This window comes from Streptomyces sp. R41 (genome assembly GCF_041053055.1).
GTDB lineage: Bacteria > Actinomycetota > Actinomycetes > Streptomycetales > Streptomycetaceae > Streptomyces.
Map to the genome: position 1 here is coordinate 2,228,821 of NZ_CP163443.1, position 25,527 is coordinate 2,254,347.

The 25,527-nt window shown below is 70.6% G+C and carries 22 protein-coding genes; 5 read left to right on the forward strand and 17 right to left on the reverse strand.

What is annotated here, in order from left to right:
- The first annotated feature begins 9 nt into the window (after positions 1 to 9).
- Positions 10 to 996 (forward strand): RluA family pseudouridine synthase, encoded by a 987-nt coding sequence (locus AB5J53_RS10570; RefSeq protein WP_369245364.1) that lies wholly within the window; start codon positions 10 to 12, stop codon positions 994 to 996.
- Between the two features lie 87 nt (positions 997 to 1,083).
- Here AB5J53_RS10570 and AB5J53_RS10575 read toward each other — a convergent pair whose 3' ends face one another.
- From AB5J53_RS10575 to AB5J53_RS10600, 6 genes are all read right to left on the reverse strand, one after another.
- Positions 1,084 to 2,553, reverse strand: a complete 1,470-nt coding sequence (locus AB5J53_RS10575) for a cytochrome P450 (protein WP_369245365.1) — start codon at positions 2,551 to 2,553, stop codon at positions 1,084 to 1,086.
- Between the two features lie 74 nt (positions 2,554 to 2,627).
- A complete protein-coding gene (locus tag AB5J53_RS10580; RefSeq protein ID WP_369245366.1) occupies positions 2,628 to 3,248 on the reverse strand; it encodes an ATP/GTP-binding protein in 621 nt (206 codons plus the stop codon).
- Positions 3,229 to 3,651 (reverse strand): DUF742 domain-containing protein, encoded by a 423-nt coding sequence (locus AB5J53_RS10585; RefSeq protein WP_369245367.1) that lies wholly within the window; start codon positions 3,649 to 3,651, stop codon positions 3,229 to 3,231. Before AB5J53_RS10585 ends, AB5J53_RS10580 begins: the two co-directional genes overlap by 20 nt.
- Entirely contained in the window at positions 3,648 to 4,055 is a 408-nt protein-coding gene (locus tag AB5J53_RS10590; protein ID WP_369245368.1) for a roadblock/LC7 domain-containing protein, read from the reverse strand. Before AB5J53_RS10590 ends, AB5J53_RS10585 begins: the two co-directional genes overlap by 4 nt.
- The gene (locus tag AB5J53_RS10595) at positions 4,052 to 5,644 is read right to left on the reverse strand and encodes a sensor histidine kinase (protein ID WP_369245369.1); all 1,593 of its coding nucleotides are present in this window, start codon (positions 5,642 to 5,644) and stop codon (positions 4,052 to 4,054) included. Before AB5J53_RS10595 ends, AB5J53_RS10590 begins: the two co-directional genes overlap by 4 nt.
- 333 nt (positions 5,645 to 5,977) lie before the next feature.
- Positions 5,978 to 6,604: a TetR/AcrR family transcriptional regulator gene (locus AB5J53_RS10600; RefSeq protein ID WP_369245370.1), complete on the reverse strand. Its 627-nt coding sequence runs from the start codon at positions 6,602 to 6,604 to the stop codon at positions 5,978 to 5,980.
- 210 nt (positions 6,605 to 6,814) lie between these two features.
- On the opposite strand from AB5J53_RS10600, the gene AB5J53_RS10605 reads away from it, so the two are divergent.
- From AB5J53_RS10605 to atzF, 4 genes are all read left to right on the forward strand, one after another.
- Positions 6,815 to 7,639 carry an urea amidolyase associated protein UAAP1 gene (locus AB5J53_RS10605; protein ID WP_369245371.1) on the forward strand — a complete coding sequence of 275 codons (825 nt, stop codon included), beginning with the start codon at positions 6,815 to 6,817 and terminating at the stop codon, positions 7,637 to 7,639.
- Positions 7,636 to 8,235 (forward strand): urea amidolyase associated protein UAAP2, encoded by a 600-nt coding sequence (locus AB5J53_RS10610; protein ID WP_369245372.1) that lies wholly within the window; start codon positions 7,636 to 7,638, stop codon positions 8,233 to 8,235. The genes AB5J53_RS10605 and AB5J53_RS10610 overlap by 4 nt, the downstream gene beginning before the upstream one ends.
- Positions 8,232 to 11,759 (forward strand): 5-oxoprolinase/urea amidolyase family protein, encoded by a 3,528-nt coding sequence (locus AB5J53_RS10615; protein WP_369245373.1) that lies wholly within the window; start codon positions 8,232 to 8,234, stop codon positions 11,757 to 11,759. The genes AB5J53_RS10610 and AB5J53_RS10615 overlap by 4 nt, the downstream gene beginning before the upstream one ends.
- A 195-nt stretch (positions 11,760 to 11,954) precedes the next feature.
- Entirely contained in the window at positions 11,955 to 13,631 is a 1,677-nt protein-coding gene (gene atzF / locus AB5J53_RS10620; protein WP_369245374.1) for an allophanate hydrolase, read from the forward strand.
- A gap of 664 nt (positions 13,632 to 14,295) precedes the next feature.
- Here the strand turns inward: atzF and AB5J53_RS10625 are convergent.
- From AB5J53_RS10625 to pafA, 11 genes are all read right to left on the reverse strand, one after another.
- A complete protein-coding gene (locus AB5J53_RS10625; protein WP_369245375.1) occupies positions 14,296 to 17,157 on the reverse strand; it encodes a DEAD/DEAH box helicase in 2,862 nt (953 codons plus the stop codon).
- A gap of 40 nt (positions 17,158 to 17,197) precedes the next feature.
- A complete protein-coding gene (locus tag AB5J53_RS10630) occupies positions 17,198 to 18,088 on the reverse strand; it encodes a diacylglycerol kinase (protein ID WP_369245376.1) in 891 nt (296 codons plus the stop codon).
- Positions 18,089 to 18,119: 31 nt separating this feature from the next.
- Positions 18,120 to 19,064 (reverse strand): twin-arginine translocase subunit TatC, encoded by a 945-nt coding sequence (gene tatC, locus AB5J53_RS10635; RefSeq protein WP_369245377.1) that lies wholly within the window; start codon positions 19,062 to 19,064, stop codon positions 18,120 to 18,122.
- 47 nt (positions 19,065 to 19,111) lie between these two features.
- Positions 19,112 to 19,396: a Sec-independent protein translocase subunit TatA gene (gene tatA, locus AB5J53_RS10640; RefSeq protein ID WP_189187874.1), complete on the reverse strand. Its 285-nt coding sequence runs from the start codon at positions 19,394 to 19,396 to the stop codon at positions 19,112 to 19,114.
- 238 nt (positions 19,397 to 19,634) lie between these two features.
- On the reverse strand, positions 19,635 to 19,829 hold the full coding sequence (locus AB5J53_RS10645) for a hypothetical protein (RefSeq protein ID WP_369245378.1): 195 nt from the start codon (positions 19,827 to 19,829) through the stop codon (positions 19,635 to 19,637).
- Positions 19,830 to 19,839: 10 nt separating this feature from the next.
- Positions 19,840 to 20,166, reverse strand: a complete 327-nt coding sequence (locus AB5J53_RS10650) for a hypothetical protein (protein ID WP_369245379.1) — start codon at positions 20,164 to 20,166, stop codon at positions 19,840 to 19,842.
- Between the two features lie 20 nt (positions 20,167 to 20,186).
- A complete protein-coding gene (locus tag AB5J53_RS10655; RefSeq protein WP_369245380.1) occupies positions 20,187 to 21,212 on the reverse strand; it encodes a helix-turn-helix transcriptional regulator in 1,026 nt (341 codons plus the stop codon).
- Positions 21,213 to 21,227: 15 nt separating this feature from the next.
- Entirely contained in the window at positions 21,228 to 22,181 is a 954-nt protein-coding gene (locus AB5J53_RS10660; protein WP_369245381.1) for a helix-turn-helix transcriptional regulator, read from the reverse strand.
- Positions 22,182 to 22,380: 199 nt separating this feature from the next.
- Positions 22,381 to 22,752: an FKBP-type peptidyl-prolyl cis-trans isomerase gene (locus AB5J53_RS10665; protein WP_369245382.1), complete on the reverse strand. Its 372-nt coding sequence runs from the start codon at positions 22,750 to 22,752 to the stop codon at positions 22,381 to 22,383.
- Between the two features lie 55 nt (positions 22,753 to 22,807).
- Positions 22,808 to 23,791, reverse strand: coding sequence for an FKBP-type peptidyl-prolyl cis-trans isomerase (locus AB5J53_RS10670; protein ID WP_369245383.1), 984 nt, complete (start codon positions 23,789 to 23,791; stop codon positions 22,808 to 22,810).
- A 370-nt stretch (positions 23,792 to 24,161) separates the two neighbouring features.
- Positions 24,162 to 25,523 (reverse strand): Pup--protein ligase, encoded by a 1,362-nt coding sequence (gene pafA / locus AB5J53_RS10675; RefSeq protein ID WP_340382033.1) that lies wholly within the window; start codon positions 25,521 to 25,523, stop codon positions 24,162 to 24,164.
- Positions 25,524 to 25,527: the final 4 nt, after the last annotated feature.

The following is a 25,527-nucleotide window of genomic DNA, read 5'->3' on the forward strand; positions in this document are numbered from 1 at the left end:
CTTGACCAGGTGAGACGCAAGCCCCGGATCCCGCCCTCCCCCCTGCCGCAGCGCCACGGGGTCGACCCCGTGCGGATCAAGCTGCCGCAGGGCGGGGGCTGGGCCACCGTGCGGGAGCATCTGGTGGAGCGGCTCGCGGCGGGGGCCGGGGTGATCGACCGGATGATCGGCGAGGGGCTGATCATCGGGGAGGACGGGCGACCGCTGAGCGCCGACGCGGCGTATGCGCCGGGGATGTTCGTGTGGTTCCACCGGGAACTGCCGGACGAGGAGCGGGTGCCGTTCGCGCTCGACGTCGTGTACCGCGACGAGCACATCGTCGTGGCCGACAAGCCGCACTTCCTCGCCACCACCCCGCGCGGCAGCCATGTCGCCGAGACCGCGCTCGCCCGGCTGCGGCGGGAGCTGGACCTCCCGACGCTGGGCGCCGCGCACCGCCTGGACCGGCTCACCGCCGGACTCGTGCTGTTCACCGTGCGGCCCGAGGAGCGCGGCGCGTACCAGTCGCTGTTCCGCGACAAGCGCGTCGGCAAGGAGTACGAGGCCGTGGCCGCGTACGACGCCGAGCTGGACCTGCCGCGTACGCTCCGCAGCCGGATCGTGAAGGAGCGCGGTGTGATGGCCGCCCGGGAGGTGGCGGGCGAGCCCAACGCGGTCAGCCGGGTCGAGCTGCGCGAACACCGTGACGGAGTGGGGCGCTACCGGCTGACGCCCAGCACGGGGCAGACCCATCAACTCCGGGTGCACATGAACGCGTTGGGCGTGCCTATCCTCGGCGATCCGCTCTACCCGGCGGTGACCGGCCCCGTGCCGGCCGGTGACTTCCGGCGTCCGCTGCAACTGCTGGCGCGGGTGCTGGAGTTCACCGATCCGGTCACGGGGCACGCGCACCGGTTCGTCAGCGAGCGGGTGCTGGAGGCCTGGGCCTCGTACGACGCGTGGGCGTCCTGCGACGCCTGGACACCCTGTGGCACAGGGCCGCCTCGTGGCGCGTAGGCACCCACTGACGCGTAGCCGTCGTACGACTGTTGGGGCCGCGGCCGGACCCGCCGGGGTGGCCCGCGGCCCTCGCCGCGCGGCGGCTCAGTAGCCGCGCCACCAGCGCAGGAAGCGCTGCCAGGCGCCGAGGCGGTGAGCGGGTTCCGGTGCCGACGCGGGCTGGGGGGCCACCGGCTGCGGTGCGGGCGCGACCGGCTCGGCCTTCTCCGTCGTGACCTGCCAGTTCGGCCGCTGGCGCGGCACCGCGTTGACGGCGGGACGCTGCATCACGTCCTGCGGCGGCTTCGGCGCGAACCGCACGGGCAGCTCCACCAGGTGGCGCGAGGACAACGAAGCCCGCCAGCGCAACTCGCTCTCATCGCAGTCGAGTTCCACATCCGGCAGGCGCAACAGCAGTGCGTCGACGCCGACATCGGCGATGGCACGGCCGATGTCCTGACCGGGGCACTCGTGCGGGCCGCCGCCGAAGGCGAGGTGGGAGCGGTTGCCCTGCATGTTGGCGGCGAGGTTGGGGCGGACCCGCGGGTCGACGTTGCCCGGCGCGATCGCGAAGAGCAGTCCGTCGCCCTTGCGGATGCGCCGGCCGCCCAACTCCGTTTCCTGCTTGGCGAAGTAGCCAAGGACGGCGCTGAACGGCGGCTCGTCCCACAGGGACTGCTCGACCGCCTCGGGCACCGTCATCTGGCCGCCGTTCAGCTGGGCGCGGAAGCGCGGGTCGGTGAGCACCATGCGCAGCACGTTGGCGATGAGGTTGGCCGTGGCCTCGTACGCGGCGAGCAGGACGAGACGCAGATGCTGGGCGACCTCGTCGTCGGTGAGCCCGGCCGGGTGGTTGATGAGGTGGCTGGTGAAGTCGTCCTCGGGCCTGGCCCGGCGCCGGGTGGTGAGCTGCATCAGCACACCCATGACGTACTCGTTGCTGGCGATCGCGGTCTCGGTGCCCTTGAGCAGGTCGCGAGTGGCGTGCACCATGCGGTCGTTGTAGTCCTCGGGCATGCCGAGGATCTCGCAGAGCACGGCCATGGGCAGGTGCTCGGCGAACTGGCCGACCAGGTCGGCCTTGCCGATCTCGCAGATCTGGTTGACGAGGTGCTGCGTGGAGCGGTTGATGTGGCGCCGCAGGCTGCGGAAGTCGATGGTCGTCATGGCGCCGGTGACCGCCCCGCGCAGCCGCAGGTGCTCGTCGCCCTCGGCGTGCGAGCAGATGGGCTGCCAGGCGATGAGGGGCATCAGCGGGTTGTCGGGCGCCACCGTGCCGTCCTGGACGGCGGTCCACAGGCGGCTGTCGCGGGCGAAGTGCGAGGGGGTGCTCACCATGTGCAGGTTCTCGCCGTGGCCGAGCACCACCCAGATCGGCACGTCGTCGTGGAGCAGCAGAGGCGCGACGGCGCCGTGCTCGGCACGGAGTTTCTCGTACAGGGCTCCCAGGTCCTCCGCCTCGGGTCCGTACAGGCGGTGCAGCCCGCCGGGACCGAGGCCGTGGGCGGGGCAGCCGGGCGGCGGGCCGAGCGTGGGGTCGTCCGTACCGGTCGGGGAGTGGGATTCAGGCGTCACGGTGATCGCTCCGAAACTGAAATGGATCCGGCTTATGGGAAGTTGGCGTATGGGTGCTGCTGTCGGTGGGTGGCTCAGGCACGCGCCCGGGACATGGCCAGCGAGTGCAGGAAGCGCATCAGCGTCATCAGGACATCCCGGCTGGAAGCCCTGCGGCGCGCGTCGCACTTCACGATCGGGATCTCCTCGGACAGGTCGAGCGCCGTCCGCAGGTCCTCGATCGGGTAACGGGGCGCGTCCGGGAAGTCGTTTATGGCGACGACGAACGGCACACCGCGCTCCTCCAGGCGGCCGATCACGTCGAAGCTGACCTCCAGGCGGCGGGTGTCGATCAGCACGACCGCGCCGAGCGCGCCCTCGAAGAGGCCGTTCCACAGGAACCAGAAGCGCTCCTGCCCGGGCGTACCGAACAGATAGAGCACCAGCTGTTCCGTGATGGAGATGCGGCCGAAGTCCATGGCGACGGTGGTGGCCGTCTTGGTCTCGGAACCGTAGTTGTCGTCGACTCCGATGCCGGCCTGCGTCATGGTCTCCTCGGTGGTCAGCGGCCTGATCTCGCTGACGGAGCCCACCATGGTCGTCTTGCCGACCCCGAAGCCGCCCACGATCACGATCTTCACCGCCGCCTGTGTGGTGTGCGGCAGATGGTCCTCGGTGCGAGGGCCCGTGATGGTGTCAGAGCTTTTGAAGTCCATGCATCACCGCTTCGAGGAGGGAACGGTCGGGGAGCGCCTGACGGACGATCGGGGCGCGCGCCTGTACCAGTTCGGCCGCCAGCAGCTCGGTGAGCAGGACGGTCACCACGCTGAACGGCAGGTTGAGATAGGCCGAGAGCTCGGCCGCGGACAGAGGGGCCTTGCAGAGCCGCAGCAGCGCCGACTGCTCCGGCTGGGTGGCGGGCGGCGGCGCGTCGGCGCGCGCCACGATTAACGTGACCAGGTCGATGTCGGCCCGGTCGCCGCCCTCCCCTCCGCCCGTGAGCACATACAGGCGACCGGGATCCTTGGGGTTCTCCTCGCCCTCCGGAGCGGGACCCGCTTTGGGTGGCTCCGGGGGTTCTTCCTTGGGGTAGCGCCGCCGGCGTTGCGGAGGAGTCATACGGTCTGCCCGTTGCGCCGCGGCGGACTCGTCAGATGGGCGCCGATCCGTACGACGAGGTCACGCATGCGGTTGCTCATCAGCCCGGGCTCCGCGGTCTGGTTGGCGAGCACCGCGAGATACGCGTTGGGCCCCGCGGACATCAGATAGAAGTAGCCGCCGTTGATCTCGATGATGACCATGCGCATCCGGCCGTCACTGCGGGGGATCTCGCTCGCGACGGCTCCGGCCAGGCTCTGCAGGCCCGCGCAGGCCGCGGCGACACGGTCGGCGGCGTCCGGATCGCCGCCGTAGCGGGCGATGCGCAGTCCGTCGGCGGAGAGCACCACGATCTGCTGGATGCCTGGTACGCCGTCGGCGAGCTCCTTGAGCATCCAGTCGAAGTTGGCTCGCTGCTGGATCACTTGAGGTCCCCCTCGTCGTCGGCCTCGACAGGGGCCGGCTCGTTGTTCCTGGTGAATGCGGTCGGGTCCGGGTCACCCTTGAGTCCGTTCATGAACGCCTCGACCCACAGGCCCGGTTCGGGCTCCTTCTCCTCCGGGACGGGCTCGGGCGACCATGCGGAGGCCGCTGCGGCCTTGGCCTCGGCAGCCTCCGCCTCGGCCCGGGCGGCCTCGGCGAACCGCTGGCTGAGCGGGACCTTGACCCGGCTGCGACGCTGCGGCAGCCCGTTGGCCGTCCATTCGGTCACCGTGGGGACGTCGTCCTCCATGGCCTCGCCCGTCGGGGAGGGGATCCGGGGGCCGGTCGTCGGACGGCGCTTCTTGGGCTTGCGTGCCGGACCCTCGACACCGCCGGTGTCCACACCCGTCACGGAGGCCGCGCCGACGCCGTGCGCGAGACCGGGGGCCGGGTCGGTGGTGAGCATGTCGCGGGGCGCGACGAGGACGGCGCGGACACCGCCGTACGCGGACTGCCGCAGCGAGATCTGCATGTTGTACATCTGCGCGAGTCGGCCAACGACGGCCATGCCGAGCCGCGGAGCCTGGCCCATGACGTTCGGGTCGACGCCGGCCGCGGCCAGTCGGAGCAGCTCCTCGATCTTTCCGCGGGCCTCGTCGCTGAGGCTGACGCCGCCGTCCTCGATCTCGATGGCGACGCCGGTCTGCACCTCGATGGCGGTCACGTGCACCTTGGTGTGCGGCGGCGAGTAGCGCGTGGCGTTGTCGAGGAGCTCGGCCAGGGCGTGGATGAGCGGTTCGACGGATACGCCCTTGACGGCGACGTCGACGATGTTGTGCAGCTCGATGCGGCGGTACTCGAGGATCCGGGACATCGCGCCGCGCAGCACGCTGAACAGCGATACGGGCTGGGGCCATTGGCGTCCGGGACGGCCGCCGCCGAGGACGGCGATGGAGTCGGCGAGGCGGCCGATCAGCGCGGTGCCGTGGTCGATGCGCAGGAGGTCGTCGAAGACCTCGGGGTTGCGCCCGTGGTCCTCCTCCATCTCACGCAGTTCCTTGTTCTGCTGGTGGACGATGGCCTGGACGCGCCGGGCGATATTGACGAAGGAGCGCTGCGCCGCGTCGCGCATCGACTCCTCGATGTCGATGATCTTGAGCAGCGTCTTCAGCAGGTCGCGCTGCGCCTCGGGGATTCCGCGGTGGTCCGGGTTGTCTCGGCCCAGGGTGCGAATCACCTCTGCGGGGGAATCGCCGCCGCGCAGCTGGTCGAGCGCGGCGGGCAGGACGTTCTCGTGCAGGTACACGATGTCCTGGTCGTGGGCGGCGATGCGCTGTTCCAAGTAAGCGGTGCGTCGCGCGAGTTCGGCGCGAAGGTCGCGGGCGATGCGGCCGCGGCGTACGGCTTCGGCGCCGATCACGACGACCAGGAGCGTCGCGATGCCGCCGCACCAGCCGACGGCGGCCCGGGCCGGGTCGGTCACGACGGCGACGGCGGCTCCGGTCGCCGCGGCCATCAGTATGGCCGGCAGCAACAGCACGCGCGCGTAGGGAAGTTCACGGCCACCGGGAGGCGATTGAACACTCACCATGTATGCCCTCTGAGACAAATCGACTGGGGGGGTCGGGGAAGGTTGTGGGGGAAACGGCAGGGTCAAACTGAATCTTCGGAACTTTTGGGAACAAGCGCACGAATACACCTCAACTCGGTGCGCTGCGGGCGAGCTTAGTCCGACCGGATCATCGCTGTGTCATATTCAGCAAGCACCTGAAATCGCCTTCGGGACAGGAGTACCCTCGGTCTATTTACACGCTGAGGCTTCGTTCGCACACGGTGCGTGACGGCGTACGGGCATACGAATGCCACCCCCCGGAGGGGTGAGACCTCCGGGAACTCCTTCTCGGATTCCGGCTCGGATTCCGGCTCAGATTCCGGCGATCCGCAGCGCCGCGTCCGCCGTGGCCTCGGCGAACGCCGACACCGGCCGTTCCGGATCCGAGCGGTGCACGAGGATGACTCCCTCGATCAGCCCGAACAGCAGATCCGTCCGCAGATCCAGCTCACTCTTGGCGAGCGCGCCCCCCGCCGGCGTCGCGGCGAGCAACTGCCGGTAGGCGTCCTTGAGTTCGGCCCGTACGGCATGGAAGCCCGCGAAGCGTTCGGTGCGCACCTCGGGCAGCAGATAGAGCCCACCGAGGTTGTGCGGGCCGCCGCAGAGCAGCTCCACGTCCGTACGGCACAGCTCCCACAGTCGGCCCTCCGCCGGGGTCCCGTCGTCCGCGAGGAGCTCACGGGCGAGGGTCAGCGAGGGCGTGACCGTGGACTCCAGGAGCTCGGCGAGCAGTTCTTCCTTGCCGGAGACGTAGTGGTACATGGACGCCTGGCGCATGCCGGCCCGCTCGGCGACGGCACGGGTGGTCGTCGCGGCGTAGCCGCGCGTGGTGAACAACTCGGCGGCGGCGTCGAGCAGTTCGGCGCGCGGGGTCAGCCCGCTGTCCGGCCGCTGCGATGCGCGTGGCCTGCCGACGCGTCGTCCACCACCGGTTCCCATGCGTTCGATCCTAACTGCGGGCCGTACGCGGCCGGTCGCACCCATGCGGCGGAGCCGCACGACGCCACAGCCCCGCACCCCTGCGGGGCGCTCCCGTGAGGGATCGGTAACCCGACGGCAACGCACGAGACACGGCATCGACCCGACCCGCCCCTAATTTCTGTCGGGCGACAGAAATGACCCGAGCCGTCAACAGCCGGAGGTCCCGCGATGGCGACAGCGACCACTTACGGAGCCCGCGACCACGCCCGATCCCAGGAAGGCACTCGCGCCGAGGCCATGCCCGTCGTCCCGGCGAGTGCCTGGCCGACGCCCCCCTGCGAGGCGGGCCACCTGGTGTGGGCGGAGACGGTGGCGGGCGGCAACTACACGCACAAGGTGCTGGCCCGCGGCACCGAGCTGCGGCTGACCGACCTGCGCGGCGAGGCGTGCGCGCACCTCCTGCTGTACGTCGCCGACCGGCCCTGGGAGCGCCTGAACGTGGCGGACACGGTCAAGGTCCAGTGGAACGCCTACCTGGGCGAGGGGCAGCTGCTCCTGTCCGACCAGGGGCGAGTGCTGGCCTCGGTGATCGCCGACACCTCCGGGCGGCACGACGCGCTGTGCGGCACCTCCACGCTCGTACGGAACACGGAGCGGTACGGGGACGGTACGCCGCAGTCTCCCTCCCCGGCCGGCCGCGAGCTGTTCAAGCTGGCCGCCGCCAAGAACGGCCTCCAGCCGCGTGATCTGCCGCCGTCGCTCTCCTTCTTCCAGGGCGTGGAAGTCCGCGACGACGGCTCGCTGGACTTCACCGGCTCGGCCGGGCCCGGCGGCAGCGTGACCCTGCGCGCCGAGCAGGACGTCACCGTACTGATCGCGAACGTGCCGCACCCGGCCGATCCCCGGCCTGAGTACATGAGCACCCCGCTGGAGGTGCTCGCCTGGCGCTCGGAGGCGACCAAGCCGGGCGACCCGCTGTGGGAGGCGACGCCCGAGGGCCGCCGCGCCTTCCTGAACACCGCCGAATTCCTTGCCGCGAGGGGGATCGCATGACCCGCACCGTTGTTCCGGCCCGGGCCGCCTGGTCTGCCGTCGTCCGCGCCGGCCAGACGCTCACCGTCACCGATCTGCACGGCAACCAGGCCGTCGACTTCCTGGTGTACGACGCCCACGACACCGCCGTGCGCTACAGCGCGCCCGACACGATCCACGCGCAGGGCAACCTCTTCCTGACCACGGGCAGCGTGCTCATGTCCAACGAGCACACGCCGCTGATGACCGTCGTGGCTGACGAGGTCGGCCGGCACGACACGGTCGGCGGTGCCTGCTCCAAGGAGTCGAACACGCTGCGGTACGGGCACCACACCTGGTCCCAGCACGCCTGCGTGGACAACTTCCTCGCGGAGGGGGCCAAGTACGGCCTCGGCAAACGGGATCTCGTCTCGAACATCAACTGGTACATGAACGTGCCGGTCGAGAAGGACGGCACCCTCGGCATCGTCGACGGCATCTCGGCCCCGGGGCTCGAGCTCACCCTGCGCGCCGAGCGCGATGTGATCGTGCTGGTCTCCAACTGCCCTCAGATCAACAACCCTTGCAACGGCTTCGAGCCGACCGCCGTGGAGATGACCATCGGGGCGCCGGAATGACCTTCGACACGCTGCTCGTCGCCAACCGGGGCGAGATCGCGGTGCGGATCATCCGGACGGCCCGCGAACTCGGCCTGCGCACGGTCGCCGTGTACTCCGACCCCGACCGCGGCGCACCTCACGTCCGGCTCGCCGACGAGGCGGTACGGCTGGGGCCCGCGCCCGCGAAGGAGTCGTACCTCGACGCCGACCTCGTCCTGAAGGCGGCCAAGGACACCGGTGCCGGGGCGATCCACCCCGGGTACGGCTTCCTGTCCGAGGACGCGGCGTTCGCGCGGCGCTGCGAGGACGCCGGGATCGTGTTCGTGGGGCCGACTCCGGATCAGCTGGAGCTGTTCGGCGCGAAGCACACGGCGCGGGCGGCGGCCGAAGCTGCGGGCGTACCGCTGGCGCCGGGTACGGGGCTCCTCCCGGGCCTTCCACAAGCTCTGGAGGCCGCCGAGCGCATCGGCTATCCCGTCATGCTCAAGGCCACCGGCGGTGGCGGCGGCATCGGTATGTCGGCATGTCGCTCCACCGACGAGTTGACCGAGGCCTGGGAGCGGGTGCAGCGCGTCGCCGCCGCCTCCTTCTCCTCCGCGGGGGTCTTCCTGGAGCGCCTGGTCGAGCACGCCCGCCATGTCGAGGTGCAGGTCTTCGGCGACGGCCGGGGCCGTGTCGTCACCTTCGGCGACCGCGACTGCTCGCTCCAGCGCCGCAACCAGAAGGTGCTGGAGGAGGCTCCGGCCCCGGGACTGCCCTCCCGTGTGCGCGACCAACTCGCCTCTTGCGCCCGAGACTTGTGCGCCTCGGTGGACTACCGCTCGGCCGGAACGGTCGAGTTCGTCTACGACGCCGCCCGCGAGGAGGCCTACTTCCTGGAGGTCAACACCCGGCTCCAGGTGGAGCATCCGGTCACCGAGGAGATCTACGGCGTCGACCTCGTCGCCTGGATGCTGCGGCTGGCGCGCGGGGAATCGGATGTCGTACGGGACCCGGGGGCGCCCCGCGGTCATGCCGTCGAGGCCCGCGTGTACGCCGAGGACCCCTCGCGCGAACACCGGCCGAGCGCGGGCCTGTTGACGCGGGTCGAGTTCCCCGGCGGCATCCGCGTGGACGGCTGGGTCGAGACGGGCACCGAGGTGACCACGTCGTACGACCCGATGCTCGCGAAGGTCATCGCATACGGCCCGGACCGGGCGCACGCCCTGGAACGCCTCGACGACGCGCTGGCCAGGACCCGGGTCGACGGCATCGAGACGAACCTGGGGCTGGTGCGGGCGGCGCTCGCGGAGGAGACCTTCCGGGCGGCGGCGCACTCGACGGCGACGCTGGCCGCGGTCACCGACCCGACGGCACGCATCGAGGTCCTCGCCGGCGGCACCCTCACCACCGTCCAGGACTGGCCCGGCCGCACCGGCTACTGGCAGGTGGGTGTGCCGCCGTGCGGCCCGATGGACGACCTGTCCTTCCGGCTGGGCAACCGGGCGCTCGGCAACCACGAGGGCGCGCCGGGACTCGAATGCACCTTGCAGGGACCGACTCTGCGGTTCACCCACGCCACGACCGTGTGTGTCACCGGTGCTCCCGCGCCGGTCACGGTGGACGGCACGGCAGTCACGCAGTGGGAGCCGGTGACGGTTCCCGCGGGAGCCGTACTGGAGGTGGGCGCCCCCGCCGAGCACGGCCTGCGCACCTATGTGCTGTTCGCGGACGGCGGCCTGGACGTGCCGCCGTTCCTCGGCAGCGCGGCCACGTTCACGCTGGGCCGGTTCGGCGGGCACGGGGGGCGGACGCTGCGGACCGGGGATGTGCTGCACGGAGGGTCGGTGACGGATCGCGGGGTGCCCGTGCCCCTGGGCGACCGACCCGTGTTCGCGTCCGCATGGCGGGTCGGCGCGCTCGAAGGCCCGCACGCCGCACCGGAGTTCTTCACCGAGGACGACATCCACGACTTCTACGCCGCCGACTGGAAGGTCCACTTCAACTCGGCGCGCACGGGTGTACGACTGGTCGGGCCGAAGCCCCGCTGGGCGCGTACGGACGGCGGCGAGGCGGGCCTGCACCCCTCCAACATCCACGACACGCCCTACTCGGTGGGCGCGGTCGACTACACGGGTGACATGCCGGTGCTGCTCGGCCCGGACGGCCCCTCGCTCGGCGGCTTCGTCTGCCCCGCGACGGTCGTCAGCACGGAGCGGTGGAAGCTCGGGCAGTTCCGCCCCGGTGACACGGTGCGCTTCGCGCCGCTCGCCGAGGACGGCTCGGCGCGGGCCGCGATCGTGGACGGCGGGGTGCTCGCCCGGGACGGTGATGTGACCTTCCGCCGCAGCGGCGACGACAACCTGCTGGTCGAGTTCGGGCCCATGCAGCTGGACCTGGCCCTGAGGATGCGCGTCCACGCGCTGATGGAGGCGGTCGCCGAGGCGGATCTCGACGGCGTCACGGACCTGACACCCGGCATTCGCTCCCTGCAGATCCAGACGGACCCGCGCAGGCTCCCACAGCGCGAACTCCTCGCCACCGTCAGGGAGATCGCCGCGGCGCTCCCCCCTTCGGACCAGCTGGTGGTCCCCTCCCGCACGGTCCATCTCCCGCTCTCCTGGGACGACCCGGCCACCCGCGAGGCGATCGCCCGCTATATGGCGGGCGTCCGCGACGACGCGCCCTGGTGCCCGTGGAACATCGAGTTCATCCGCCGTGTGAACGGCCTGGACTCGGTGGAGGACGTGTACCGCACGGTCTTCGACGCGGAGTACCTCGTACTGGGCCTGGGCGACGTGTACCTGGGTGCCCCGGTCGCGACCCCACTGGACCCGCGCCACCGCCTGGTCACCACCAAGTACAACCCGGCCCGCACCTGGACGGCCGAGAACTCGGTCGGCATCGGCGGCGCGTACCTCTGCGTCTACGGCATGGAGGGCCCCGGCGGCTACCAGTTCGTCGGCCGTACGACCCAGGTCTGGTCCGGCTGGCAGCAGCGCGGCGCGTTCGAGCCGGGCTCGCCGTGGCTGCTGCGCTTCTTCGACCGCATCAAGTGGTACCCGGTGTCGCCCGAGGAACTGTTGCAGCTGCGCGCCGACATCACCTCGGGCCGCTTCGTCCCCCGCATCGAGGAGGGCGAATTCTCCCTGGCCGACTACGAGGCCTTCCTCGCCGAGAACGCCGACTCCATCGCGGAGTTCCGGTCCCGGCAGGGTGCCGCCTTCTCGACGGAACGGGATGCCTGGGAGGCGGCGGGCGAGTTCGCACGGGCGGAGGCGGCGACCGCGCCCGCCGCGACCCCCGTGGAGGTCTCCGTGCCCGAGGGCGGCCGCCTGATCGAGGCCGAATTCGCGGCGTCGGTTTGGCAGCTCAACGTCCGAAAGGGCGACGCGGTCACTGCCGGCCAGCCCCTCCTCGCCCTGGAAGCGATGAAAATGGAGTCAAGGGTGCCCGCGCCGATGAACGGCATCGTCCAGCAGATCCTCGCCAGGCCGGGCGACCAGGTGGAAGCGGGCACGGCCCTGATGGTCCTCGCGCCGACAGGACCAACAGTGTCTTGAAACCCCGCCCGGTGATCTGTGGGCGGGCGTTCCGCAGGGCACCTTGAAAACCCGCCGGTCGTCTGTGGGCAGTCGTTCCACAGGGCACCTTGAAAACCCGCCCTTCGTCCGTGGGCAGTCGTTCCGCAGGGCGGAACGGGTGGGCACGGACGACCACCGCCCGCAGTCGACCATCCACCCAGGCAAGGAGCACCGATGTCGTCCCCCACTCTCACCCGAGTCCGCATGGCGTACGCCCGCGTCGAGGCCACCGACCGCCCCGAGATCTGGATCGACCTACGCCCACGGGCGGAGGTCGAGCAGGAAGCCCGAGCCATCGACGCCCGCGTCGCCGCGGGCGAGCGCCTCCCCCTCGCCGGCAAGCTCTTCGCCGCGAAGGGCAACATCGACGTCGCGGGCCTCCCCACCACCGCCGGCTGCCCGGCCTACGCGTACACCCCGGAGGGCGACGCCCCCGTAGTCGCCCGTCTCCGCGCGGCAGGCGCGATCGTGCTGGGCACCACGAACCTGGACCAGTTCGCGACGGGCCTGGTCGGCACCCGCTCCCCCTACGGCGCCGTACGCAACGTCTTCGACCCGACCAGGGTCAGCGGCGGCTCCAGTTCAGGATCGGCCGTAGCCACAGCCCTCGGCATCGTCGACTTCGCCCTCGGCACGGACACCGCCGGCTCGGGCCGCGTCCCCGCCGCCTTCAACGGCGTCGTCGGCCTGAAGCCGACCCGCGGCCTGGTCCCGACGACCGGCGTCGTCCCGGCCTGCGCCTCGCTGGACTGCGTGACCGTGTTGGCCCGTACGCTCCCGGAGGCCGAGCAGGCCCTCGCGTACATGGCGTCCCCGTCCGGCCGTGACCTCCCGGCGCTCCCCCAGCGAGCCCCCGGCCCCTGGCGCATCGCCGTGGCGCCGACGGCACAGCTCGGAGAGCTGGACGAGGGCTGGGCGGAGGCGTACGAGGCGGCGGTGGCCCAGCTGGCGGCGGCGGGCGCGGAGATGCGCACCCTCGACCTCACCCCGTTCACCGAGGCCGCCGCGATGCTCTACGGAGGCGCGTTCGTCGCCGAGCGCTACACCGCCGTGGGGAGCTTTGTCGACAAGTTGATCGCCGAGGGCGGTGCGGGCCTCGACCCGACCGTCGCCGGGATCATCACCCGTGCCCGGGACATCCCGGCCCACCAGTTGTACGCGGACCAGGACCGGCTGGCCGAGCTCCGCGCCCGGGCGCTCACCGAACTCGGCGACGCGGACGCGCTGTTGCTGCCGACCACGCCGGGCCACCCCACGCTCGCCGAGGTCGCCGCCGACCCGCTGGGCGCCAACGCCCGCCTGGGCCGCTTCACCAACTCCACGAACCTCTTCGACCTGGCCTCGGTCGCCGTGCCCGGGGGCACCGTGGACGGGCTGCCCTTCGGTGTGATGCTGATCGGCCCCGCGTTCACCGACGAGCGCCTCGCCCGGATCGCCGCGCTGCTCCGACCGCGGCTGTCCGTCGCCGTCGTCGGCGCACATCTGTCGGGCCAGCCTCTCAACACCCAACTTCTCTCCCTGGGAGCCGAGTTCGAAGGTACGACCACGACGGCACCGGCCTACCGTCTGCACGCCTTGTCCACCACTCCCGCCAAGCCGGGCCTGGTCCATGTGGGCACGGGCGGCAGCGCCATCGAGACGGAGGTGTGGCGGCTGCCCGCCGAAGGCCTCGGGTGCCTGCTCGCCGAGCTGCCCCGGCCGATGGCACTGGGCCGGGTCGAGCTGGCCGACGGCACCCACGTACCCGGCTTCCTGTGCGAGCCCGGCGCGCTCGAAGGCGCTAAGGACATCACGGAGTACGGCGGCTGGCGCGGTTACCTGCGGGCGCGGTCCGCGCAGCCGAGGCTTTAGCCGCTCCCGCGACCATCGGAGTCCGCTCACCCTGCCCGGACAACCAGGGAATCAGGGAATCAGGGAGGCCGACTCCGATGACCAGGATCCTCACCGCCCGCCCCCGCGTCACCCTCCTGTTCGTCCTGCAGCGTGGCCGGTACGGCGCGCTGCTTGGCCGCCGAGGGCCTACGGGGTTCGAGCCGGACGGGACCGAGCACACGGAAGCGCATGACGACACCAGCTCCTCTCCACTCCGGGGGACCAGGGTCCCGCGGCCTCCGGGAGCCGCACGGGAGCCGGACGGGAGACCCGACTGGAGCCCCGCGGGAGACCCGACTGGAGCCCTTCGGGAGAAGCGGCGGGAGTCGGACGGGAGGATCTCTGGAGCCGCCGAAGGGGGCCGTCCCTCCGCGCACCGGACTTGATCGACCGGCCCCCGACCGCCGGGCCGGGCCGACCGCCCTCGGCGCCTTCGACGCTGATCTCGTACGTCTCTTCCGCCCCCCCGACGCCCCGTCCGCGGCCGTACGGCAGGCGGCCTCGGCCCTGTCCCGAAACGCCGCTCGACTCTCGTACGAGACGCGCAAGCCCCCGCACAAGCCGCTGTACAAAAAGGCGCGCCGCCTCCCGACCATCAGGGAGACGGCGCGCCACGAGCCCAGGCACCACGAGCCCACCAGGCTCAGCCCACCGACGAGTAGGCCACCACCCCGCGCAACAACGCGTCGACGGCCTTGCGCGCGTTCTTCGAGACCGTGGAGCCCCCACCGCCGGAGACGGGCGCGGCGGCCGCGATCTGGCCCAGTACGTCGATGACCTGCTTGCACCAGCGCACGAAGTCACCGGCGGGCATCTCGGCCTCGCGCAGCACCTCGTCGAGGCCCTTGCCGGAGGCCCACTCGTGGGCGGCCCAGGCGAAGCCGAGATCCGGTTCGCGCTGGCCGACGCCCTCGGTCTGGGTGATCCGGAAATCCTCCTCCAGCGCGTCGAGGCGGCCCCAGATGCGCACCATCTCGCCGAGCGCGGCCTTGGCCTTGCCGGACGGCACCTTCGGTGCCATCGCGTCGTCGGCGACCCGGGACTCGTACACCAACGCCGAGACGCAGGCGGCGAGTTCGGCGGGGCCGAGTCCCTCCCAGACGCCGGCGCGAAGGCATTCGCTGGCGAGCAGGTCGAGTTCGCCGTAGAGCCGGGCGAGCCGCTTGCCGTGTTCGGTGACCTCGTCGCCACGCAGGTAGTCCAGCTCGGTGAGGAGGGCGACGATGCGGTCGAAGGTTCGGGCGATGGTGTTCGTCCGGCCCTCGATGCGGCGCTCCAGCTGCGTGGTGTCGCGCTGCAGCCGGTGGTAGCGCTCGGCCCAACGGGCGTGGTCCTCACGGTCGTTGCACCCGTGGCAGGGGTGGGCCCGGATCGCCGTGCGCAGCCGGGCGATCTCACGGTCGTCGGCGGCCTCGGACCGCTTCTTGCGGTGCCGGTCGGGGACGATGTGCCCGGCCTTGGTGCGCAGCGCGGACGCCAGGTCGCGACGCGACTGCGGCGAGCGCGGGTTGAAGGACTTGGGGATCCGCATCCGGTCCAGCGCTTCGACCGGCACCGGGAAGTCCATCGAGGCCAGCCGCTTCACCTGGCGCTCGGCGGTGAGCACCAGCGGGCGCGGGCCGTCGTGGTACTCGAAGCCACGGTGGCCGTTCGATCGGCCCGCGGGCAGCCCGGGGTCCAGCACCAGGGCAAGTCCCGCGTACTTTCCGGTCGGAACGTGGATCACGTCACCGGGCTTGAGCTTCTCCAGGGCGACGGCCGCTTCGGCGAGACGCTGCGACGCTCCCTGCCTGGCCAGCTCGGTCTCGCGCTCCTTGAGCTCGCGGCGCAGCCGCATGTACTCGTCGAAGTCGCCCAAGTGGCAGGTCATGGACTCCTTGTAGCCCTCAAGACCTTCCTCGTTGCGCTGCACCTGCCGGGAGATCCCGACGACCGACTTGTCGGCCTGGAACTGCGCGAAGGACGTCTCGAGGAGTTCGCGCGAGCGGTGCCGCCCGAACTGCTCGACCAGGTTCACCGCCATGTTGTACGACGGCTTGAAGCTGGAGCGCAGCGGATACGTACGCGTGCCCGCGAGTCCCGCCAGGTGCTCGGGGCTGAAGCCGCGCTGCCACAGCACGACCGCGTGGCCCTCGACATCGATGCCGCGCCGCCCGGCGCGGCCGGTCAGCTGGGTGTACTCGCCGGGGGTGATGTCGGCGTGCTGCTCGCCGTTCCACTTGACGAGCTTCTCCAACACCACTGAGCGGGCGGGCATGTTGATACCGAGCGCGAGGGTCTCCGTCGCGAACACGGCCTTGACCAGGCCGCGTACGAAGAGTTCCTCGACGACCTCCTTGAAGGTCGGCAGCATGCCCGCGTGGTGGGCCGCGATGCCGCGCTCCAGACCCTCCAGCCACTCGTAGTAGCCCAGGACGTGCAGGTCCTCGGTCGGGATGGAGGCGGTGCGCTCCTCGACGAGTTCGCGCACCCTCGCCCGCGACTCGTCGTCGTTCAGCCTGAGGCCCGCGTACAGGCACTGCTGGACGGCGGCCTCGCAGGCCGCGCGGCTGAAGATGAACGTGATGGCGGGCAGCAGTCCTTCGGCGTCGAGCCGCTCGATGACCTCGGGGCGGCCCGGTGTCCACATGCGGGAGCGCTGTCTGCGCTCCCGCTCGCGGTCGGCCTCGCGCATGGCGCGGCCCCGTCTGCGGTCCTGGTACGAGGGACGGCTGGCCTCCATGCGCGCCATGCGTGTGAGGTCGGGGTTGACGGCCTTCTTCTGGCCCTCGCCCTCCTCGAAGAGGTCGTACATCCGGCGCCCGGCCAGCACGTGCTGGAACAGCGGCACGGGCCGGTGCTCGGAGACGATCACCTGGGTGTCGCCGCGCACGGTGTCCAGCCAGTCTCCGAACTCCTCCGCGTTCGACACGGTTGCCGAGAGCGACACCAAAGTCACCGACTCGGGCAGGTGGATGATCACTTCCTCCCAGACGGCGCCCCGGAAGCGGTCGGAGAGGTAGTGCACCTCGTCCATGACCACATAGCCGAGGCCGAGGAGGGTCTGGGAGCCCGCGTACAGCATGTTGCGCAGCACCTCGGTGGTCATCACGACCACCGGGGCTTCGGAGTTGACGCTGTTGTCGCCGGTGAGCAGGCCGACCTTGGACGCGCCGTAACGGCGGCACAGATCGGCGTACTTCTGGTTCGACAGCGCCTTGATCGGCGTCGTGTAGAAGCACTTCTTGCCCTGCTGGAGGGCGAGGTGGACGGCGAACTCGCCGACTACCGTCTTGCCCGAGCCGGTGGGCGCGGCCACAAGGACGCCCTTGCCCCCTTCAAGAGCTTCACAGGCCTCGATCTGGTAGGGGTCGAGGCCGAAGTCGTACAACTCGCGGAAGGAGGCGAGCGCGGTGGCCTGCTCGACAGCGCGCTGCCGTGCTGCCGCGTACCGCTCGGCCGGTGAGAGGTCCTCTGTCATCGTGCTTTCGAGACTACCGGGAGGCACTGACAACAGGACGATCAATATCCGGATCCCACGATGTGAGACCCGGGATCCGCGCAGCTCAGGGAACCGCCACCCGCACCGCCGCCGGTATGCAGCGCGCGGTGAGCGGCAACGGCCCGAGCTGCTCACCGTCCGCGTACCCGGTGATGCCCTCCGCGACGAGTTCGACCTTCGCCGCCCGGTGCACGGTGACCTTGGGATGGTCGAGGTGGGTGCCCTTGTAGACCCTCGGGAACACCTTGAGCAGCGTCGTGCGGCTGCAGTCCCCGACGACCGTGATGTCGAACAGCCCGTCACCGAGGTCCGCACCCGCGCAGATCTTCATGCCGCCGCCGTACGACGATCCGTTGCCGACGGCCACGAGCGTCGCCTCGATCTCCTGGACCTCGCCGTCGTCGAGCGTGATCCGGTACGGGAAGGGCTTGAAGGCGGCCAGTTCGGCGAGCATGGCCAGGTCGTACTTGAAGCGCCCTGTGGGCCATCGCATGCGATTGCCGCGGTCGTTGACACGGGAGTCGAAGCCGGAGGCGAGGACGGTGCCGAACCAGGTGTCGCCCACACGCCCCAGGTCGATGTCGCGCAGCCGCGCCCCCTTGAGGGCCTCGGCGACCCCCCGCCCCGCGGCCGCGGGGTCGCGTACGGGCAGGCCCAGCGCCCGCGCGAAGTCGTTCCCGGTGCCGACGGCGACGAGGCCGAGCGGGGTGCGGGTCCCGGCGACGGCCTGCAGGGCCAGGTTCGCCATGCCGTCGCCGCCGACGGCGATGAGGGCGCCGGTGCCGCCCTCCACAGCGGCACGCGCGCGCGTGAGGGCGTCTTCCGCGTTCTCGCCGAGGATCGTACGGACGGAGAATCCCGCTGCCCGCAAAGCCGAAGCGGCCGGCTGCGCCGCGTGGGCGCCCCGGCCGCGTCCCGCGGTGGGATTGACGAAGAGGGTGATCTCGCTGGTCACGGCCCTGACCCTACGAGGTCCGAGCGCTTCGTCAGGTCACGTCGTCATAACCGTTGACCCGGTCCGAGCTCGCCTGCTCCGGCAGTGCCCGGCTGGCCGACACGGTCTCGACCTCGCCGATCTCCTCGGGCGTGAGGTCCAGGTCGGAGGCCTCGTCGTCGTCCGGGCCCTCGGCCTCGCGCCGACGCTTGCGCCGGTCGTTGACGAGCGAGAAGGCGACGGCGCCGAAGTACAGGATCCAGATGGGTCCGGCGAGCGCCAGCATGGTCAGCGGGTCGGTGCTGGGCGTGGCGAGGGCGGCGAAGACCGTGATGCCCATGATCATGGCGCGCCACCAGCCGAGCATCCTCTTGCCGGTGATGGCACCAGTGAGGTTGAGCATGACGAGGAGCAGAGGCAGCTCGAAGGAGAGACCGAAGACGAGGACCATGCGCGTGACGAGGTCGAGCAGGTCATCCAGCGGCAGCAGGTTGGAGACGCCCGACGGCGTGAAGCCGATCAGCACCTTCGCCGTGGTGGGCAGCACCGAGTAGGCGAAGTACGCGCCGGCGAGGAACAGCGGGGCGCCCGTGCCGACGAAGGCGTACGCGTACTTCCTCTCGTGCCGGTGCAGGCCGGGCGCGATGAACGCCCACAGCTGGTACAGCCAGACCGGCGAGGCGAATACGACACCAGCCATCAGCGAAACCTTGAGCGCCAGCGTGAAGGGTGTGAGCAGGCCGTTGACCGTGATCTGCGCGCACTGGCCCTTGGAAGACTTCGCCAGCTCCTCGAAGGTCTTGTCGCAGCCGACCGAGTCGAGGATCGGCTTGGTGATGATGTTGATGATGTCGTTGTAGAAGAAGGCGGCCAGGACCGTGATGACGACGATGGCCAGCATCGCCTTCGCGAGCCGGTTCCGCAGCTCACGAAGGTGCTCCGCGAGGGGCATCCGCCCCTCGGGATCCTTCTCCTTGTTGCGGGCAGACTTGAGCAACCCACGTTCCCATCTCGTGCGGCGGGCCGGAGGTCACCGGCCCTGCGTCAGCGCTTGGTCGTGTCCGTCGGCTCGGTGACCGGGCGCGAGCTGGTCACGTCGCCGGGGGCGGCCTGGATGGTGCGCTGCGCGGGGGGCTGCTCGTCGGTGTTCGGCGGGCCGGCCGGGGCGGGCGTGCTGCCCTCGTCCTTCATCGCCTTGGCCTCGCTCTTGAGGATGCGCGCGGACTTGCCGAGGGAGCGAGCCATGTCCGGAAGCTTCTTCGCGCCGAACAGCAGGATGATGACGACGAGGATGAGAATGATCTCGGGAGCTCCGAGCCTTCCGAACATAAGTCTTTACCTTCTCACCGAGGCTGCATGGTCGGGGTGCTGTCCGATCGGTCGGACATGCGTCCGAACGTCGTGTTGACAGCGATCGTAACGCTCAGGGGTAAACGCGGGGCAATCCCTGTGCGTACTCCCAGTTCGCGACTCGCGCCTCGTTCTCCGGGCCGCGACCAGCAGCGTACCTGCCGTTGCCGGAAAGGTGACAGGGCGAAAGCCACTCAAAGCACAACGAGCCCGCGACTCACAGTGCATCCACAGAGCTCGCCGTGCTCACGGCCGCCCGCTCCAGATCCTCCGCGGCCCTGCTGATACGGCGCGCGGAGTCGGAAACCTGTCGGCCCAGACGCTCCGCCTCCAGAAAGACACGGACGGCGAGCACGCCGAGCACGGCGATTCCCAGGAATCCCACAGCGATCGCAAACATCGGCCAGAACATGACGCCGACCCTAGAGGGTGGAGTGCAGGCGCAGGGTCCGCACCCCGCCCCCGGTGAGCAGCTCGACGATGCGTTCACCCGCGGGCTTGCGCACGGCGGCGCCGCACTCGGGGCAGGTGAAGGAGTAGAAGGTGGTGCGGCTGCTGGCGCCGATGGCCAGCCGCAGGGCGCTCGCCGTGAGCTCGAAGCCGGCCCGGCAGTCGGGGCAGGCGGCCTTGAACATCACATCGACCACCCTTCTCATCCCGGCGAAGGCCGTCACCACCGACATCTCCGGCGCACCCGAGGGCGCGCCGGCCTTCCCCGGGGTGCCGGTCCGCTCCGGCGCACCGGACATCCCAGACATCGACGACGTGCTCAAAGGCCCTGCTCCTGCCTGTCGTACGGCCCGTCCTGATCCCCGTGCGGCCCGTCGAGCCCGTCGTAGGCGGCGAGCGCCTCGCGGGCCGCCTGCCGGGCGCTGTCCGCGAGGTCCTGCGGCGACACGATCCGGCCCTCGCCGCCGAGGCGCAGCGCCAGCCGCCGCAGTGACGTGGGATCGGGGGTCCGCAGAGTGATACGCAGCCCGCCGTCCGGCAGCTCATCCGCGCTGTCGTGCGGGTAGTACTCGGCGACCCAGCGCCCGCCGGGTCCGACCTCGACGACCACCTCGGGATCCTCGGCGGCGGGCTGCACCAGCCCCTCGGAGAGGTCCCGCAGCTCGACCTCGGGCGGCGCGGACGGCTCGTCCAGGATGCGGATCTCGGCGACCCGGTCGAGCCGGAAGGTGCGGCGCGCCTCGGAGCGGCGGCACCAGGCCTCCACGTACGTGTGCCCGACGCTGACCAGGCGGATCGGGTCGATCTCGCGCTCGGTGAGCTCGTCCCGCGAGGGCGAGTAGTAGCGGATCCACAGCCGGCGTCGCTCGGAAATCGCCCGGTCGACGTCCGCGAAGACACCGCCCTCGGACTCGAAGGTCACCGAAAGGCGGGAGCTGGCGCCCGCCGCCTCGCCCGAGGCGGCCTCCACCTTGGCGGTGGCGCGCAGCAGCGCCTGCCGGTCGCCCTCGCGCAGGCCGGGCAGCGTGGACACCGCGCGGGCGGCCACCAGCAGCGCGGTCGCCTCGTCGGCGGCGATACGCAGGGGCTCCGCGACGTCGTCCGGGTTGTGCCACCAGATCCGGTCACCGTCGGTGTCGATGTCGAGCAGATCGCCGCCGCGGAAGCTGGTCCCGCACAGCGGCAGTACGTCGAGGTCGGAGATCAGCTCGTCCTCGGTGATCCCGAAGGCCCGGGCGACGTCGCCGACGCGCGCGCCGGGGCGCTCACGCAGATAGGTCACCAGGGAGAGCATGCGCCGGGTCTGGTCGATCGCGTTCGTGGGCCTGGCCGGTTTTCCTACCACTTTCTTACGTCCCCCTCAGCCCTTGGCCACGGCGCGCAGCCGGTCCACGACGTCGGCCCGCAGCTCGGCGGGCTCCAGGACCACCACGTCGGGCCCGAACTCGACGAGCCAGGCGTCCAGGCCGTGCCCGTACGGAATCTCCAACTCGTCCCAGCCGTCGCCCAGTTCGCGTACGGAGACGGCCTTGGCCCGCAGCGGGTAGCCCGAGCCGGAGCGCAGCCGGATCACCGCGGAGCGGTCGGCGATCTCCCCCGCCCAGCCGGCGACCGTCTCGCGCACGGTGACGACGTCGGGCACCTCGGCCGTGTACCGCCCCGCGCGGGTGCGGACCTTGCCGGTGATCCGGGAGAGCCGGAAGACGCGCTCGGCGCCGCGGTCGCGGTCCCAGCCCGCCAGATACCAGTGGCCGCGCCAGCACTCCAGGGCCCACGGCTCGACGTGCCGGGTCTCGGGGTGCGCGGCGGTGGCCTTGCGGTAGTCGAAGACGACGGGGCGGCGGTCGCGGCAGGCGAGCATCAGCGGTTCGAAGGCCGCCTCGTGGACGGGGATGTGCGGCTCCAGGGCGCTATGGGCCTCGTACGGGTCCACGTCCTCTGGCATGCCCGCGGCGCGCAGCTTCTGCAGGGCGCCGCTCGCCGCGCCGGCGAGGCGAGCCTGCTGCCAGACCTTGGCGGCGAGGCCGAGGGCGGCGGCCTCCTCGGCGTCGAGCGTGATGGGCGGCAGACGGTTGCTGTCGCGGCGGGCGAGATAGCCGACCTCGCCGTCGAGGTTCTCCACCGTCTCGATGACCAGGCCGAGTTCGCGCAGATCGTCCTTGTCGCGCTCGAACATCCGGTTGAAGGAATCGTCCGAGCCGGCTTCGAGGTAGGCCTCGATGGACTCGCGCAGCTCGCGCTTGCTGAGCGGCCGCCGTGTCCCGAGCAGACACAGCGCCAGGTTCATCAGCCGCTCGGCCTTGGCAATGGCCATCGACGCCCTTCCCTATGGTGCTTCCGACCGATGACCGTACCGCTCCGGAGTGTCGCGGCAAAAGCCGAGGGCCCATGCCCGGACAGGCATGGGCCCCAGGTGATCGAGTCCGGTCAGACCCTGATCACACGGCATACGAAGATCGGACCGAAGTCCGGCCGTCATGATGATCGGGCCATAACCCGATCGCGGCGGCGGATCAGACCGAAACCAGGTCGCAGACGAAGATCAGCGTCTCGCCGGGGGCGATACGGCCGCCGGCGCCGCGGTCGCCGTACGCGAGGTGCGCCGGAATGATCAGCTGGCGGCGGCCGCCGACCTTCATGCCCTGCACACCCTGGTCCCAGCCGCTGATGACCTGGCCGACGCCGAGCTGGAACTCGAGCGGGGTGCCGCGGTTCCAGGAGGCGTCGAACTCCTCGCCGGTGGAGAAGGCCACGCCCACGTAGTGGACCTTGACGAAGTCGCCGGCCTTGGCGACCGGGCCGTCGCCCTCCCAGATGTCCTTGATCTCGAGGTCCGCCGGGGGCTCGCCGCCCGGGAAGTCGATCTCGGGCTTCTCGATGCTCACTTCATTACTCCTTGTTGCACGGCCTGCGTCCCGGACAGTCTCACAGACTCTGTGGTCAGACCGTGCCGAGGATATCGACCACGAAGACGAGAGTGTTCTTGGCCAGCTCGCTGCTGGGGCTCGCGCCATAGCCGAGGGACGGCGGGATCACCAGCAGGACGCGGTCGCCCACGTTCTTGCCGACGAGGCCCTTGTCCCAGCCGGCCACCACGGAGCCGGTGCCGATCTGGAAGGCGGTGGCGCCACCGTGGTCCCAGGAGGAGTCGAACTTCTTGCCGTCCTCCCACTTCACCCCGGTGTACTGGGCGATGAGGCCCTGGCCGGCCTCCACCTTCTTGCCGGTGCCCTTGATCAGCACCTGCTCCTTGAGGTCCTTGGGAGCCTTGGTGTCCTTGGGGATGGTGATGGTCGCCGCCTTCGGCGCGGGGGCCGACACCGTGGGCATGCCCGCATCGGGTGCCGCCTGCGTGCCCTTGACATAGGCCTTCGCGTCGACGTGGGCGGAGCCGACCGCGTCGACCACCCAGATCAGCACATCCTTGGCGGTGATGCCGGAGGAGGTGTTCAGTCCCGCGCCGATCAGGTCGCCCGCGGTGCCCTGCACCAGGATCCGGCTGCCCGTCTTCTGCCCCTTCACGGCGTCCAGGACCTTGGCGGGCAGCTGCTGGCTCTGCTTGCCGATCTGGTCGACGGACTGCTGCCGCGGCGTCTTGGAGCCGGCGGTCGCCGAGGCCCAGGTGCCACCCAGCGCCTGACTGCTCCCCCACTTCTCGACGGTCCAGTCCAGCCGTACGAAGTCGGAAGCCTTGATCACGGCTCCGCTGCCCGTCGAGACCGTCTTGACCACGGTCTTGTCGGACGGCTTCCCGCTCTTGGGCACGGAGATCTCGGGCTTGGCCCCGAACTCCCCCTTGACCTGAGCGACGCCCGCCGACGCCTCGCTGTCACTCTTGTCGTCCGATCCGCACGCCACGGCGGTGAACAACAGGGCGGGAACGGCCAGCAGCGCCACGGCACGTCGTTTCACGTTGTAGTTCATCAGTCCAACTGGGAGTCGGGGGTGGGGGGCAATGGCCGCCACTCTACGACCTACGTGCGCCCCGTACGGGCTGACGCGAGACACGCCGTCGCCCGGACCGGTGACCTGTCCGGGCGACCGTCAGCCCTGAGTGATCCGCGGACGGTCCGTCAGAAGGCCGTCTTCGCGGACAGCGGGCGCAGCTCGCGAAGGACTCCGTCCGGTTCATCCGGTCGGAGGGTCCCCGTCCTACGCACCACGCGCGTAGGTGGCGTCGACGACAGTGTCGCCGGCGTCCCGATAGGGGAAGACGCCCGATGCCCGGAGGTGGTGACACCTCCGGGCATCGGGCATCCAGGGCCGACCAGCACGCGAGCGGGCCGGAGCCGGCTCACATTCCGGCGATCAGCTTCTCCACCCGGTCGTCGACGGAACGGAACGGGTCCTTGCACAACACGGTGCGCTGCGCCTGGTCGTTCAGCTTCAGATGGACCCAGTCGACGGTGAAATCGCGGCGCTGTTCCTGAGCGCGCCGGATGAAGTCGCCGCGCAGCCGCGCCCGAGTGGTCTGGGGCGGCACGGACTTGCCCTCGAAGATCTTCAAGTCGTTGCAGATCCGGGTGGCCTGGCCCTTCCTCTCCAGCAGGTAGTACAGGCCACGGCGACGGTGGATGTCGTGGTAGGCGAGGTCTATCTGCGCGACCCGCGGGTGCGACATCGTCATGTTGTGCTTGGCGCGGTACCGCTCGATGAGCTTGTACTTCATGACCCAGTCGATCTCGGTGCCGATCCGGTCGAGGTCCTCGGCCTCGATCGCGTCGAGCGTGCGGCCCCACAGTTCGAGGACCTGCTCGACGGTGCCGGTGCGGATGCCGCGGCGCTCGCAGAAGTCCACGGCCTTCTCGTAGTACTCGCGCTGCACTTCGAGGGCGGAGGCCTCGCGGCCGCTGGCCAGGCGCACCTTGCGGCGGCCCGTGATGTCGTGGCTGACCTCGCGGATCGCCCGGATCGGGTTCTCCAGGGTGAGGTCGCGCATGACCGTACCCGCCTCGATCATGCGCAGGACGAGGTCGGTGGCGCCGACCTTGAGGAGCATGGTCGTCTCGGACATGTTCGAGTCGCCGACGATGACGTGCAGCCGGCGGTAGCGCTCGGCGTCGGCATGCGGCTCGTCCCGCGTGTTGATGATGGGCCGGGAGCGGGTCGTCGCGGAGCTGACGCCCTCCCAGATGTGTTCGGCGCGCTGGCTGACGCAGTACACGGCGCCGCGCGGGGTCTGCAGCACCTTGCCGGCACCGCACAGAAGCTGCCTCGTGACAAGGAATGGGATGAGGATGTCCGCGAGTCGGGAGAACTCCCCGTGCCGGGCCACAAGATAGTTCTCGTGGCACCCGTAGGAGTTGCCCGCCGAGTCGGTGTTGTTCTTGAACAGGTAGACGTCGCCCGCGATTCCTTCCTCGTGCAGGCGTCGTTCGGCGTCCACCAGGAGTCCTTCGAGAATGCGCTCGCCGGCCTTGTCGTGGGTGACGAGTTCCGTCACGTTGTCACATTCGGGTGTCGCGTATTCCGGATGTGATCCCACGTCGAGATAGAGGCGGGCACCGTTCCGCAGAAAGACATTGCTGCTGCGGCCCCATGACACGACACGGCGGAAGAGGTACCGCGCCACCTCGTCGGGAGACAGGCGGCGCTGTCCCCTGAACGTACACGTGACGCCGTACTCGTTCTCCAGCCCGAAAATGCGGCGGTCCATGACT